At 57.4% G+C, this 13,908-nt stretch carries 13 protein-coding genes and 2 pseudogenes; 6 read left to right on the top strand and 9 right to left on the bottom strand.

Translation table 11 applies throughout. The annotated features are described in order from the left end of the window. Positions 1 to 33: 33 nt before the first annotated feature. The gene (locus ACJ5NV_RS19560) at positions 34 to 432 is read left to right on the top strand and encodes a hypothetical protein (RefSeq protein ID WP_411646458.1); all 399 of its coding nucleotides are present in this window, start codon (positions 34 to 36) and stop codon (positions 430 to 432) included. Between the two features lie 92 nt (positions 433 to 524). Here ACJ5NV_RS19560 and ACJ5NV_RS19555 read toward each other — a convergent pair whose 3' ends face one another. Continuing rightward, the gene (locus tag ACJ5NV_RS19555; protein WP_411646456.1) at positions 525 to 953 is read right to left on the bottom strand and encodes a GFA family protein; all 429 of its coding nucleotides are present in this window, start codon (positions 951 to 953) and stop codon (positions 525 to 527) included. A 91-nt stretch (positions 954 to 1,044) separates the two neighbouring features. Between ACJ5NV_RS19555 and ACJ5NV_RS19550 the strand changes: the two genes are divergently transcribed. Further along, positions 1,045 to 2,349, top strand: coding sequence for an NAD(P)/FAD-dependent oxidoreductase (locus ACJ5NV_RS19550; protein ID WP_411646454.1), 1,305 nt, complete (start codon positions 1,045 to 1,047; stop codon positions 2,347 to 2,349). Between the two features lie 79 nt (positions 2,350 to 2,428). After that, the gene (locus tag ACJ5NV_RS19545; RefSeq protein WP_411646452.1) at positions 2,429 to 3,613 is read left to right on the top strand and encodes a DegT/DnrJ/EryC1/StrS family aminotransferase; all 1,185 of its coding nucleotides are present in this window, start codon (positions 2,429 to 2,431) and stop codon (positions 3,611 to 3,613) included. Here ACJ5NV_RS19545 and ACJ5NV_RS19540 read toward each other — a convergent pair. From ACJ5NV_RS19540 to ACJ5NV_RS19520, 5 genes are all read right to left on the bottom strand, one after another. After that, entirely contained in the window at positions 3,610 to 4,572 is a 963-nt protein-coding gene (locus ACJ5NV_RS19540; protein ID WP_411646498.1) for a LysR family transcriptional regulator, read from the bottom strand. The genes ACJ5NV_RS19545 and ACJ5NV_RS19540 overlap by 4 nt on opposite strands. A 72-nt stretch (positions 4,573 to 4,644) precedes the next feature. Continuing rightward, positions 4,645 to 5,202, bottom strand: coding sequence for a polyhydroxyalkanoate synthesis repressor PhaR (gene phaR, locus ACJ5NV_RS19535; protein ID WP_411646451.1), 558 nt, complete (start codon positions 5,200 to 5,202; stop codon positions 4,645 to 4,647). A gap of 101 nt (positions 5,203 to 5,303) precedes the next feature. Beyond that, positions 5,304 to 6,686 carry an NAD-dependent succinate-semialdehyde dehydrogenase gene (locus ACJ5NV_RS19530; protein ID WP_411646449.1) on the bottom strand — a complete coding sequence of 461 codons (1,383 nt, stop codon included), beginning with the start codon at positions 6,684 to 6,686 and terminating at the stop codon, positions 5,304 to 5,306. A 147-nt stretch (positions 6,687 to 6,833) separates the two neighbouring features. Continuing rightward, positions 6,834 to 7,286 (bottom strand): phasin family protein, encoded by a 453-nt coding sequence (locus ACJ5NV_RS19525; protein WP_411646447.1) that lies wholly within the window; start codon positions 7,284 to 7,286, stop codon positions 6,834 to 6,836. 148 nt (positions 7,287 to 7,434) lie between these two features. After that, positions 7,435 to 9,231 carry a PHA/PHB synthase family protein gene (locus ACJ5NV_RS19520; protein WP_411646445.1) on the bottom strand — a complete coding sequence of 599 codons (1,797 nt, stop codon included), beginning with the start codon at positions 9,229 to 9,231 and terminating at the stop codon, positions 7,435 to 7,437. Positions 9,232 to 9,297: 66 nt separating this feature from the next. Between ACJ5NV_RS19520 and phaZ the strand changes: the two genes are divergently transcribed. Further along, positions 9,298 to 10,569 carry a polyhydroxyalkanoate depolymerase gene (phaZ, locus tag ACJ5NV_RS19515; protein WP_411646443.1) on the top strand — a complete coding sequence of 424 codons (1,272 nt, stop codon included), beginning with the start codon at positions 9,298 to 9,300 and terminating at the stop codon, positions 10,567 to 10,569. A gap of 118 nt (positions 10,570 to 10,687) precedes the next feature. Here the strand turns inward: phaZ and ACJ5NV_RS19510 are convergent, their stop codons facing one another. From ACJ5NV_RS19510 to ACJ5NV_RS19505, 3 genes and pseudogenes are all read right to left on the bottom strand, one after another. Then, entirely contained in the window at positions 10,688 to 11,404 is a 717-nt protein-coding gene (locus tag ACJ5NV_RS19510) for an alpha/beta fold hydrolase (protein ID WP_411646441.1), read from the bottom strand. A 242-nt stretch (positions 11,405 to 11,646) separates the two neighbouring features. Then, positions 11,647 to 11,865: pseudogene (locus tag ACJ5NV_RS20455) on the bottom strand (GFA family protein); the annotation flags it as partial. A 340-nt stretch (positions 11,866 to 12,205) separates the two neighbouring features. Continuing rightward, positions 12,206 to 12,913: a M48 family metallopeptidase gene (locus ACJ5NV_RS19505; protein ID WP_411646440.1), complete on the bottom strand. Its 708-nt coding sequence runs from the start codon at positions 12,911 to 12,913 to the stop codon at positions 12,206 to 12,208. 101 nt (positions 12,914 to 13,014) lie between these two features. Here ACJ5NV_RS19505 and ACJ5NV_RS19500 point away from each other — a divergent pair, with 101 nt between their 5' ends. After that, positions 13,015 to 13,251: a hypothetical protein gene (locus ACJ5NV_RS19500; protein WP_411646438.1), complete on the top strand. Its 237-nt coding sequence runs from the start codon at positions 13,015 to 13,017 to the stop codon at positions 13,249 to 13,251. An 89-nt stretch (positions 13,252 to 13,340) separates the two neighbouring features. Further along, positions 13,341 to 13,778, top strand: a pseudogene (locus ACJ5NV_RS19495) (arginase family protein); the annotation flags it as partial. Positions 13,779 to 13,908: the final 130 nt, after the last annotated feature.

Raw genomic sequence — 13,908 nt, 5'->3', positions numbered from 1 at the left:
GTTGCGGCGTACGGCGATGCATTGGCTACGCACATGCACCTTCAATTCCCCGGTACACGCACCCGCGCGCTTGATGGAAATTTCCCATATCTGGATGGGTTTCCGTTATTGCCGCATCTGTCGCATGACGATGGCGAAAAGCTTGATCTGGCGTTCTTTTATACCGATCAGGCCGGGGTCTATCAGGCGGGGTATTCCCTGCGCTGGGATATGCCGTGGCTGCAACCCCTCCTCCGAGACTGGCCATTGGACGAGGCCTGCACAGGCGCGATGTTGCGCTGGCTGGCCGCAAACCCGATCGGAGAGGATTTCAAAGTGTTGGTCGAACCGCATTTATCAGAGCGGCTTGAAGTAACAGGGGCCGCGATCCGCTTCCAAGGCTGCCGTGCTGCACGCCATGACGATCACCTGCATCTGCAATTCCACCCCTGACATTCGACCACAGAGCAGCGCAGTCCCGGACTTGATCCGGGACCTCAACCTTGGCTTTGATACAGAGGTCCCGGATCAAGTCCGGGACTGCGTCACACAATGTTTTTTACGTATCGCAGAAAGCCAGAAATCTGCGGCGCATCCGGGTCGTCCGATGGATGTGTGACACCATTATTCACGATCACCTCTGGGAAATCGAACGGGCTGACGCCCTCAAGACAGGCGACATTCACGCCCAGCTCCTGCGGGTTCGACCGGCGTTGGTGGTGGGTGTAGATGCCGCACTGCGCACAGAAATAATGCTTCGCCACTTTCTTATTGAACTGATAAAGCGTCAGCACCTCTTCCCCTTTCGTGAAGCGGACACCGTCCAGCGGTGCAGTCACAGCGACCGCCCCGCGCATCTGGCAAAACGAACAACTACAGCGCCGCGCCGTGTTCAGCCCGTCTGTGAGTTTGACGGTAAAGCGCACCGCGCCGCAGTGGCAGGCGGCATTGCGGGTCTCGGGGGATATTGACATGGGGGCTGCTCCTGCGTTGTGTCGTGCAGGGGTATCATGGGCGTTTTGCGCGTCATCACAATCCCCGCACGCCAAATAGTCAGGGACCCTTATGAACCCGCTTTACCGCAATGACCGCCCCGGCCAGTTTCCCAAAAGCTGGTATGCAGCCAGCACCGACCTGCCCCCTGAAAAGCCACCGCTTTACGGGCAGGTCACGGCGGATGTCTGCATTATCGGGGCAGGATACACAGGGCTGTCTGCCGCGCGGCATCTGGCGGAAAAAGGGTTGGACGTAGTGGTGCTGGATGCCCACCGCGCGGGCTTTGGCGCGTCGGGACGCAACGGCGGACAGGTCGGCACCGGCTACAATGCCAGCCAGCAAACACTGGAAAAGCGGCTGGGGGCAGACGCGGCCCGCGCGCTCTGGTCCCTTGCAGAAGAAGCCAAAGCCGATCTGCGCCAGACCTGCGCTGATCACATCCCAGAGGCGCGCTATACCCCCGGTATTGCTCATGGTTGTTACAGCAAGACCGAAGCGGCAGAGACCCGACGCGGCGCCGCCTTTCTTGCCGACCACTACGGCTATGATCAGATTGAACCACTTGATACCGAGGCGATGCGCGATCTGGTCAAATCACCACTGTATCATGGTGGCGATCTGGACATGGGCGCAGGGCACATCCACCCACTGCGCTATGCGCTGGGACTGGCGCGATTGGCTGAAGCTGCCGGCGCGCGGCTTTTTGATCGGTCAGAGGTGCACCACATCGCCCATGGCGATCCCGCCACGGTGCGCACTGACAAAGGCAGCGTCAAAGCGCGCCACGTGATCCTCGCCGGGAACGGCTATCTGCCGCATATCGAACGCAAAGTCGCGGCCAAGGTCATGCCGATCAACAGCTTCATCTGCGCGACAGAGCCGTTGGGGGATCGCGCGGCCACAGTGCTGGCCCGTGACATCGCCGTCGCAGACAGCAAATTCGTCGTGAACTACTATCGGATGTCCGAGGATAAGCGCCTTCTTTTTGGCGGGCGCGAAAGCTATTCCATCGGCTATCCGCAGGATATCAGCACCGCCCTCATCGCGCGGATGACCAGTCTTTTCCCGCAGCTTTCCGGCGTTGGAATTGACTATGTTTGGGGCGGGACACTTGGGATCACCATGACCCGGGTCCCTGCCCTGCAACGGGTTGCGCCCAATATCCTGTCCGGTGCCGGGTTTTCAGGGCATGGGGTCGCCCTGTCGGGTTTTGCAGGCAAGGTTATGGCGGAAGCCATTGCCGGTCAGGCAGGAAAATTCGATACGCTGACCAGTTTGAACGTACCGAATTTCCCCGGTGGCGCGGCTTTTCGGGCACCGCTGCTAACGCTAGCGATGACATGGTACGCCCTGCGCGACAGGCTTGGCGTCTAAGCCAGCAGAAACAGTCATAGAATTGTAACGTTATATATGTTAGCTTTTTCGGAAATGTTAATTCGGAAAAACTGAAAACATGCTAACAATCCCCAATGTGTATGACGCGGAACCCATCCCTGCCGCAGCGCTGACGGCGGTGACAGAGATCCTGCAATCGGGCGACCTGTTCCGTTACACCTCGGATAACTCACCTGTCGCGCTGCTAGAGGCCGAATTTGCAGAAATGATGGGCAGCAAATACGCGCTGGCGGTGTCCTCATGCTCTGCCGCGCTCTTCTTGTCGCTAAAGGCACTGGGACTACCGCGTGGTGCCCGGATCATGATCCCCGCCTTTACCTTCGGCGCGGTGCCTTCTGCGGTCATTCATGCAGATTGTCAGCCTGTCCTGTGTGAATGCGGCGACAATTACCGAATTGATCTGGATGATTTCGCCGCCAAGATCGCCGAAGTGGACGCGGTGATCATTAGCCACATGCGCGGCCATACAAGCGATATGGACCAGATCATGGCGATCTGCGCCGACGCTGGCAAACCAATGATCGAAGACGCGGCCCATTCGCTGGGCACCACATGGCATGGGCGCAATATCGGGACCCTTGGCCAGATCGGCTGTTTCAGTTTTCAATCTTATAAGATGCTGAACGCAGGCGAAGGCGGGATCATGATTACGGATGATCCCGATCTGATCGCGCGTGCTGTCATCATGTCAGGCGCGTACGAACACAACTGGAAGAAACACCCGGTCTTGCATGACAGTTTTGCCAAATGGCAGAACAAGCTGCCGCTTTATAATCAACGGCTGAACACGCTGTCCGCCGCGCTGATCCGGGCGCAGCTCGACCAGCTACCCCGGCGGGTCGCCGACGGCAGGCGCAATCATAACCATGTCGCGGCGCGCCTCAACCAATCATCTTGGCTGGATGTCCCCGAAAAACTACCCTCAGAAGAGCGTGCGCCAGATTCCATTCAATTCAACCTCGTGAACATGACCGACAGCCAGATCGACGCCTTTATGGCAGAGACCGCCGCAGCAGGCCTGCCGGTGCAAATCTTTGGGCGCAGCACCAACAACGCGCGCGCATTCTGGAACTGGGAATTCATTGCCGAGCGTCCCGCACTGCCACGCACCCGCGCCATGCTGATGCAAGCGGCTGATGTGCGTCTGCCTGCCCGGCTGAGCCTGCAAGACTGCGACGTGATCGCCGATGTGCTGATCACTGCGGCTGAACGGGTGATGAAACAGACAAAGGCCGTGGCTTAAAGCAACCTTAACTGATCCTTCAGCCAAGGGTACTGGTCCAGCGCAGGCTGAATGATCTTCTCGCGCAGAAGCGGTTTCAGCCGAGTGGCAATCGTTGTCGGGATATTGCCCATGACGTCCTGCCGGGCGGTCAAAGAAATCACCCGGCTGAGCGGTTGAAAGGGCAAAGGCATCAAATCCACCGCCGCACGAAAACGCTGCGCTCGCAGCCAGCCCAGCGGTGTCAGGATCGTCCACCCCCTGCCCTCGGCCACCATCGCCATGATCGCGTGATAGCTGTCCAGCTCAAACCGGTGGCTGACGCGCAGCTCTTGCCGGGCCAGATGGGCTGCAATCACCCGGCCCATATGATGGCGGGTCGTGTATTGGATCAGCTGAATACGGCGTAGCTGGCGGGCGATGTCATCCCGCTTGATCGCACCTTTGGGGGCCGCGACGATGAACGGCTCTTCCAGCAGCGGATGCACCTCCATCCCGGCGATATCTTGCCCCATATCTGCGCCCACGATGACGTCCAGTGCGCGGTGTTCGAGTAGGTCAAAAAGCCGATGCGACGCGCCGGTTTCCAGCAGGAACTGGCAGTTCTTCAACTCAGCACTCATGCCCGTGAGCAATCCAGGTGTCACATCCGCATCGAAATCCTCGATCATCCCCAATCGCAGGCTGGTCAGGCGGCTTAGGTCCGCCATTGCCAGTTCCGCGCGCGCCTGATCCGCCTCGTTCAGGATCGTATTGGCACGGCGCAGAAACATCTGCCCCGCAGGCGTCAGCGTGACCGGACGCTGGCCCCGGTTCAGCAATGTGGTCCCAATCGCCCCTTCCAGATTGGTGATTTGCTGGCTGACAGTGGCCGCCGAACTGCCCAGCCGCCGCGCCGCAGCAGAAATCGAGGCTTCTTCCGCCGTGGCCACAAATACTTCCACGCCCCAAAGGGTGATTTTCCCCGTCGTCGCCATGATATCCTCAGAAAATCCCGGCGCGTTTGCGGGTCATGGAATATATTTCAGCCGGTCAGACACGACAGCGCGGCCCTATTTCAGTTTTGACAATTTGTCCTGCAACTCGGCCAGTTGCTTTTTGATATCGCTCAGGTCTTCTTTGCCGTTCGAAGCCTGCGCAGGCTCTTCCGCTGCGGGCCCAGACCAGTTGCCAGATATGCCCCCTGTCATCGCCTTGAAAAACGCCGCCTGCTGCGCGCGCATTGCATCAAAGCCGGGCATCGCCACCATTGGGTTTGCTTTGGTCATGTTTTCCATCGCCTTGGATTGACCATCGCGGAGCATTTCGAAACTAGCTTGCAGAAATTGCGGCACAACAGATGCAGCTTGACTGGTGTAGCTGCGCACCAGATCGGTCAACACATCAACAGGCAACACGTTTTCGCCGCGGCTTTCATGCTCTGCGATAATCTGCAACAGATATTGGCGGGTCAGATCATCGCCGGATTTCAGATCGACGATCTGCACCTCGCGGCCTTCACGAATAAAAAGGGCGATATCTTCCAAGGTAACATAGTCGCTTGTCTCGGTATTATAGAGACGCCGACTGGCGTAACGCTTGATCAAGAGAGGTTTATTTGCCTCGGCCACGATCGTCCCTCCACAGACTTATTAACTTGCAGATCAGCCTATGCTGCGTCTGCGCAAAAAGAAAGGGAAACTGCATCGTGGCCAAGACGTCATTCGATGGCTTAGGTTTCGGTGACGTGAATCGCCTTCGCGTTTACGAATTCATGCAATCCAAACCCGCCATGTTCACGGCCATAGCCAGAGCGTTTGACACCGCCAAATGGCATCGCCGGATTGGCCAGACCAAAGCCGTTCACAAATACCATACCCGTATCGAAATGCGCGGCCGCCATTTCCACCGCCTTATCAACATCGCGTGAGAATATCCCCCCGCCCAAGCCGAACCGGCTATCATTGGCGATACGCATCGCATCCTCAGCATCCTTCGCCCGGATCAGCGCGGCGACGGGGCCGAAGAGTTCGTCGTCATAGGCGGGCTGACCGGCGGTGACGTCTTCCAGCACCGTGGCAGGATAAAAGTAGCCCTTCCCGTCAGGCATCTCGCCACCCGCCAAAATCGTTGCGCCATTCTTAACGCTTTCCTGAACCTGCTCATGCAATTCGTCACGCAGGTCCTTGCGGGCCATCGGGCCGATGTCGCTGTCATCCGCCGTCGGATCACCCGCTTTCAGCCCTTTCATTGCAGCCACGAATTTTTCGCGGAATGCGTCATAGATCGCATCGACAACCACAAAGCGTTTCGCCGCGATACATGTCTCACCATTATTGTAGACCCGTCCCTGCACACAGGCTTTCACGGCCACATCCAGGTCGGCATCTTCCAACACGATATAAGCGTCGTTCGACCCCAGCTCGAGCACGGTCTTCTTCAGCGCTTTTGCGGCCTTTGCGCCGACAACTTCACCCGCTACGGGGCTGCCTGTCAGGGTCACACCACGCACAAGATCATGTTCAATCACTGCGTCAGATTGGTCGTGCGAGGCGCGCAGCACCGTAAACAGGTTTTCCGGCAAGCCAGCCTCACGATAGATCCGGCCCAGCATCTCACCGCTGCCAGTCACGTTTGATGCGTGCTTCAGCAGCACGCCATTGCCCGCCATCAGATTGGCAATGGAATACCGAACAACCTGATAAGCCGGGTAGTTCCAAGGCTGAATGCCGTAGATCACGCCAATCGGGGAATAGACGATATGGCCTGTCTGGCCTTCGCCGATATCGCGTTTTTCAACTTTCAGGGCGTCAGGACCATTGCCCGCAGTCCAGTCACAAATCTGGGCGCAAAGTTCGATCTCCTGATGGCTTTGGGTCAGCAGCTTGCCCATTTCGCGGGTCATCAGCTTTGCCATCGCATCCGCGTTGTCGCGCAGACCTTGACCAATAGCGCGCATTACATCGGCGCGCTCCGCCGCGCTGCGTGTGCGCCAGCCCGTAAATGCCGCGTGACATTTCTCGATCGCCTCCGTGACCTCTGTATCAGTCATCAGCTGATATTGCGCGATCTCTTCTTCGGTGGCTGGATTGATAGTTGTGATCTGTTCAGACATGAACGGTCCCCTTTTTGCATGACGAGGTTTCAACACGTCGTCGTGGGAACTGTTCCTTCACATAAAGTTGCGCAAATAAAAAACGGGCCGCCAAAGGGCGACCCGTTCCATGTGATTGGCCCCGGGGGGAGGACCCGGCCAATCGTCTTACTTTGCGCCAGCAGTTGCCTTTTTGGCAGCGTTGGTCATGTCACCAGTTGCTTTTTTCGCAGCAGCAGACACGTCCTCGGACCAGTCTTTGCCAGCAGCCAGAACCAATTCCATTGTCTGGGTCTGCACTTTTTTGGCGATTTCAGCGAAAGCAGACATGTGCTCGGCAGCAGATTCGGCCTGTGCGGATGCGAAGTCGGTCATTGCTTTTGCATAGTCAGCAGGCTCTGCTTGGGCTTTGGACATTTTTTCCATCTTGGAAAGCGTGTCCTGTGTCCACTTGGAAGACAGCTCAGCCGATTTGCCAGCAGCGTCCAGCGCGACGCCAGACATCTTTTCAGCCAGTGTTGTCTGGCTTTTAAAGTGCTCTTCCATTGCTTTGGTGTCGACAGGGAATGTGCCCATCATGTCTTTGAAGATCGCTGTGAAGTCTTGTGTGTTGGTAGCCATTTGATCAGTCACTTTCTTTGTCGGTGCGGAGCCCCCTCCGCGTTTTATCTTGTGACACCAATATGCATGCTGCGGCGCAGCATTTCAAGTTTTTTCTGCACTGCAGCATAAAATTTTCTGCTATTGCATATTATCGCATAGGTTGCAGTTACTTAGCGACAACATACGTCCCGGGTGCGGGGGCAAGGATCGGGTGATCGTCATCTCCCGGGGTCCGCGCGGCAATCATTTTTCCAGATTTTTTGGATAACCACGAATCCCAGCGCGGCCACCATGACCCGTCATGCTTGTCGGCCCCCGCCAACCAGTCATCAGCGGTCAGCCCCATTTCAAGGTTGGTGTAATGGCCATATTTGTTCTTGCTGGGCGGGTTCACGATCCCGGCGATATGGCCGGATTCCGACAGGATGAATGTCTTATCCTTTGATCCCATTTTTTGGATGCCATGGTAGCTGCTGCGCCATGCGGCAATATGATCCGTCTCGCACGCAATCGCGCACAGCGGCAGGGTGACATCCTTGATCTGCACCCGCTCGCCGCAAATCTCGAACCCCTCTGTGGCGAACTTGTCCTCTTGGCAAAGGCCGCGCAGATACTCCATCGACATGGTCGCGGGCAGGTTCGTCCCATCCCCGTTCCAATAGAGCAGATCAAACGCGGGCGGCGCCTTGCCCATCATGTAGCTTTTGATCGCGGGGGCATAGATCAGATCATTGGCCCGCAGATAAGAGAACGTGCGCGACATAAAGAAGGAATCCAAAATCCCCTCGCGTTCCACTTCGGCCGCGATCCCATCGACAAAATCATCATCCAGAAATACGCCCACCTCACCCCGGTCTGAAAAATCGGTCAGCGTGGTGAAAAACGTTGCGGCGCTCACCGATGTATCTTTGCGCTTTTTCATCAGCGCAAGGGTCAGGGACAATGTGGTACCCGCGATGCAATATCCCACGACGTTCACCTTTTTGACGCCGCAAATCGTTTTGACCTCATTGATCGCGGTCAGATACCCATCGGTGACATAATCGCTCATCGACGTGTCGCGATACCCCCGATCCGGGTTCACCCAAGACACGATGAACACTGTATACCCTTGCGCAACGGCCCATTTGATCAGGCTGTTCTGGGGTTTAAGGTCAAGAATGTAGAATTTATTGATCCATGGAGGAAAGATGATTAGCGGGGTGGTATGCACCTTGTCGGTTGTCGGGGCGTATTGGATTAACTCGAACATATGGTTGCGATACACGACAGAGCCGGGCGTGGTGGCCAGATTCTCGCCTAGCTTGAACGCCTCTTTATCGGCCAGCGTAACCACCAGATCCCCGCCGTTTGCTTCCAGATCAGCGACAAGATTTTCCATCCCGGCCACCAGACTTTCCCCATCGGTTTCCGCCGCAAGGGCAAGCGCCTCTGGGTTGGTGGGTAAAAAATTGGTCGGGCTCATCATGTCAACCAATTGCTGGCTGAAATAGCGCAAACGCCGTTTTTCGCCAGAATCAAGTGTCTCGATTCCCTCAACCGCCTGCTGCACTGCAGCGGCATTTCGCAGATATTGCTGCTTGATGAAGTTGAAATAAGGGTTGGTGTCCCAGAGCGTATGGGCAAAGCGGCGATCCTTGGGGGTGTCGTCTTCCGCCGGTTCCAGCTTCCCCTGCGCCAGCAGATGCTGGGCTGCGACATAATGCTTCAGCGACTTGCCCCAGAACTCCACCTGATGCTCGATCAGCTTGGCCGGATTGTGCATCATCTCATGCATATAGGCACTTGCGGCCTTCATATATAGGTCATTGCTGGGTCCTTGCAGGGACGGCGCAATCTGACGGGCCTGCCCCAAAGCGCTCAATAGACGCTGCGTCAGCTCTTCGACACGGGCAAGATTGGCTTCAAGTTTCGCAACATTCCCGGCGGAAGTTCGATCATCCGCTGAATCCTTTGTTGTCATATTAACCTTCCTATGCCTATGCTGCACTCGCAGCATTCTGTCTGTGCGCCCGATCGGAGATGTTAAATGAAGTATATGATGACCTATGACCTGATGGAAAGCGCGCGCAACACGAACCAGTGGCTTGGGGCCACGGCACGTGCCTTTGCATCCTATCCGATGATGTCCTGGGGCGCGAACCCTGCCATTGATTGGATCAAGGCGTGGGGTGAAGTCACCGAACGCACATTCCAACGCATGGTGGTCAAGCCCGACTGGAACATTCCACCCGTCACCTGCAGCAAGGGCAAGGATCACCCGGTTGTTATCGAAACCGTTGTGGAACGGCCCTTCGGCGACCTGATCCATTTCACCATGCCGGGGCGTGAGCCCAGCAAGCGGCGGGTCCTGCTGGTGGCCCCCATGTCCGGCCACTATGCAACGCTGCTCCGCAAAACCGTGATCAGCCTGCTGCCCGATTGCGACGTCTACATCACCGACTGGCACAACGCCCGCGATATCCCAGTCAGCGCCGGCAAATTCGATGTTGAGGATTACACCCTTTATCTGGTCGATTTTATGCGCGAACTCGGCTCTGACCTGCATGTGATCGCCGTCTGCCAGCCCGTCCCGCTGACCCTGGCCGCCACCGCATATCTTGCCGAACAGGATCCCAAGGCGCAGCCGAAATCACTGACCCTTATCGGCGGCCCCGTCGACCCCGAGGCAAATGCAACCGAAGTCACTGATTTCGGGCGCACGGTGACCATGGGCCAGTTGGAACAGACGATGATCCAGCAGGTCGGCTTCAAATATGCGGGTGTTGGCCGGACAGTCTATCCCGGCTTGTTGCAACTGGCCTCATTCATCTCGATGAACGCCGAAACCCATTCCAATGCATTCCGAGATGAAATCATTCGCGTGGCCAAGGGCGAAGCGACCGAACATGATCGGCACAACGCCTTTTATGACGAATACCTCGCGGTGATGGATATGACCGCAGAATTCTACCTGTCCACCGTCGAACGTATCTTCAAAGGACGCGAGATCGCGCGTAACGATTTCATCGTTGACGGCCACAAGGTCGATTTCGCCAGCATCACAACCGTTGCCGTGAAGATCGTCGAAGGCGAAAAGGATGATATTTCCGCCCCTGGCCAGTGCCTTGCGGCACTGGGACTTCTGACTGGCTTGCCGGACAGTAAAAAGGCCGCGCATCTGGAACCGGGCGCAGGCCATTACGGGATTTTCGCAGGCAGCAGCTGGCGCAACAATATTCGGCCGCTGGTGTTGGATTTCATTGATACCAATTCCGGTACGTCCCAGCGGAAAAAGGGCAAGGTTGTCTCCCTCAACTAACCTATTACTGACATCTCAACTGAGCGATCAGACTTTCGCGAAAGTCTGATGCCAAATCCTCGCCGAGGATTTGATGGCAATTCCTGTTTCAGGAATTGCTACACCGTACAGCGCGGTATCAGTGCCGCAGAACCATTGGCATTTTCATCCAGCGGCGCAGACTATCGCAGACCGCCTCTGGTGCTTCGAGCGTGGGCAGGTAGCCCGCCTGCTCAATCACATCCAGTTCTGCATAGGGGATCAGCTCCGCCAGAAATTCATGGCGCTTCATCGGATATTGCCCGTCATGGCGACCACAGATCACAATGGCAGGCTGCCGGATCTTGCGCATGGTCAGCTGCTGGTCCTTGCGCCGCTGCAGCGCGCGGGCCTGCCGAACATACACATCCGGCCCCAGCGCATGGCCCATATCGGTCAGCAGGCGCACGATCTCGACCTTATCAGCGGCAGGGCACATCCAGGTTGAATTGATCTCATGCTGAAGCACATCCTCCCAGCGGCCGGCCTTGGCCGCTATGATCTGCGGCTCGCGCGCGGCAGCGGCATCGGGCGTATCCGGCAAGGGGCTGCTGCTGATCAGGGCAATCCGTGTCACCCGCTCCGGCGCGCGGCGCAGGATTTCCATCGCAATCATCCCGCCCATCCCTGCGCCAGCGAGCGCGAATTTTCCGGGCGACCAAGTCAATATCTGGCTCGCGATTTCTTCCATTCGCTCGCCTGTGGTCGACGGCGCGAACATCACCGCATGATCGCACGACAGATCGCGCATCTGCTCCGCAAATACCCGTGCATCACAAAGCATCGGCGGGATCATCACCAGTGTTTCACTTGGCATAGAAGTGCCACCTTATCTGCATGCGTGCCCCAATGTTTTCAACACAGTGGCGTGGAGTGGCGGCCATCGCAAGCCCGCGCATAATTTCGGCGGGCTCTCGCTCAATCAAAGAATGTCCAACTGTCCGCACCATCAAAATGGCGGACCCTCACCTTTGCCACGACCTCTGGTGCGGCAAGCCGCAGATTAACAGCCATATAGGGGGCGTCCTCTAATTCGGGCTGCAAATTTTCCCAGTGGGTCGTGCAGCCGCAGATTTCACAGCTATGAAACGCCAGCAACTTATCGCCTTGTATATAGGATCTGGTTGGACCGCTCACGCTGATCTTATCTACCGGGGCATAGATCCAGAGAGCGCCAAGCCTGCGACATATACTACAATTGCAAGATGTCGCCTTTTCAGGCTCATAGTAATAAAAATAAGTCACCGCGCCGCAGTGGCAGCACCCTTCAACCGGCATTGGCCCCCTCCTGTTCAAGACGCCAAATGCGGATTTAACCAAAAAGTAAGGAATGCCTGACCTGACGTAGCGTCAAACTTAGCGTAACATCTTCCTTGTAACCAGTCAGGCCCGTTTATTGGGGCAATTCAAGCCTATCGGTGTATTTGAAGCAGCTATATTAGACCCTTTTGTAAGTATCCATTTACAACCACTCCGGTCTGCCGCGTCTCATCTACCCAGCGTTTCTGGGGTCGGACTATTGATGCCGAAAATACCCCGTCAACGTTACGACCGGCAGGCCGGAGAAATCTCTCTTTCGCAGGCGGGCCCGTCCCCGCACCCGCCTACCATCCACAGCTTATAGCCCTGCGGCCACCCGCTGCACTGTCCGCAGGCGGTCCGCATTCGCAGGGTGCGTACCAAGGAAACGGTCACCCGGATCCGGTATGCGAAAGAAGAACTGCGCGCCGCGCAAGGGATCGAACCCCGCTGCCGCAGCGATACGTGTGCCCAGCGCATCCGCCTCCAACTCAAAATTCTTCGAATAGGTGCGCGCGCCCAGCCCGGCCCCAAGCTGCTGCGCCGTGTCGATGGAGGCCTGATCGGTCGTGCCCAACGCACCGGCCAGCCCGCCCAGTAGCACCGCACCTACGGTCGCATTCGCCCGCTGGCGTGCCAAATGGCCTTCGATATGGTGTGCGGCCTCATGCGCCATGACAAAGGCGATCTCATCCACGTTCCGCGCTTCGGCAATCATCGGCACCGTGAAAGCGATGATCGGGCGTCCGCTACGATCCAACGTCTGATAGGCGTTGATCTCTTTGCTACGGTTATCGATCAGAATGTTGAAATCGCAATTCACACTGGGATCGCGGCGGCGGCACACGGTCTCGGCCACAGGTTCAATCCGCTGCGCCGCTGTGCGAAAATTGCGCAGCGACTGCGCCTGCGACACCTGCGGGCCCGTGGTCTGTGGCTGTAACGGCACAACCTGTGGCCCCGCATCATCCACAACGGGCGCACAGGCGACGAGGGCCGCAATCAGAAAAAGGGGGGACAAACGCATACAAATCTCCAATCAACGACAGTTGCGTCCCAACATATCAAACCCGGCCAACAGGGCCAGTCCCGATTGCGCCCGGCTGAAACCACCGCTAGGCTGAACAGATGTTTACCATTGAACACGACTATGATGCCACGGTGATCACCCTCGTGGACGAAGGCAAAGCGCCACTGCTGGAAGACGTCACCATCAACGCGTTTGAGGATTGCATCACCATCGTGCAGGCCGATCCACGCACGGATGCGCTGGTGCGGATCACCCTGTCACTCAGTCAGTTGCGCGACCTGCAAGCCGCGCTGGATTTGCCCGAAGGGGTCTACCAGCTCCGCAAACCCGGCTAGCCGTCCAACAGCACTTGTCGGCGGGCCTTTGCGCGCACCCTTGTCATCCTTCCCGCCGTCAACAAGCATACCATCAAAAGGGGGCGATAATGACCACGGGTTTCTTCTAGGACGAACGCTGTTTCTGGCATGCGGGCGGGAACTATGCGGGCATGCTGCCTGTTGGCGGGCTAGTGCAGCCGCTCGACGGCGGTCTGCCCGAAAGCCCCGAAACCAAGCGACGACTGAAAAACCTGATCACCGTCACAGGGCTCGCGCGTGATCTGGACATGTGCGGCGGTATGGCTGCCACGCAAGAGGATCTACAGCGCGTCCACCCGGCCAGCTACCTGAATGAATTCAAACGACTGTCCGACGGCACCGGCGGAGAGCTGGGCCGGCGCACACCCTTCGGCCCCGGCGGGTATGAAATCGCGGCGCTGTCAGCGGGGCTTGCCAAAGCCGCCTTGTCATCGGTGCTGACCGGCACCCACACCAACGCCTACGCGCTGTCCCGCCCGCCGGGGCACCATTGCCTGCCCGATTATGGACCTGTCGCGCTTTTGTGCCGCCCCAAGTGCTCGTTTAGGCCACCTTTCGCTCGAAGGCGACAGGGCTTTTCCAGCCCAGAGCTGAGTGGCGACGGCGCGGATTGTAGAAGCCGTTTATGTATTCGAA

It is taken from the genome of Loktanella agnita (assembly GCF_046640325.1).
Classification (GTDB): Bacteria; Pseudomonadota; Alphaproteobacteria; order Rhodobacterales; family Rhodobacteraceae; genus Yoonia; species Yoonia agnita.
The sequence above is the reverse complement of the archived record's forward strand: the minus strand, read 5'-3'. Positions and strand labels throughout refer to the sequence as shown.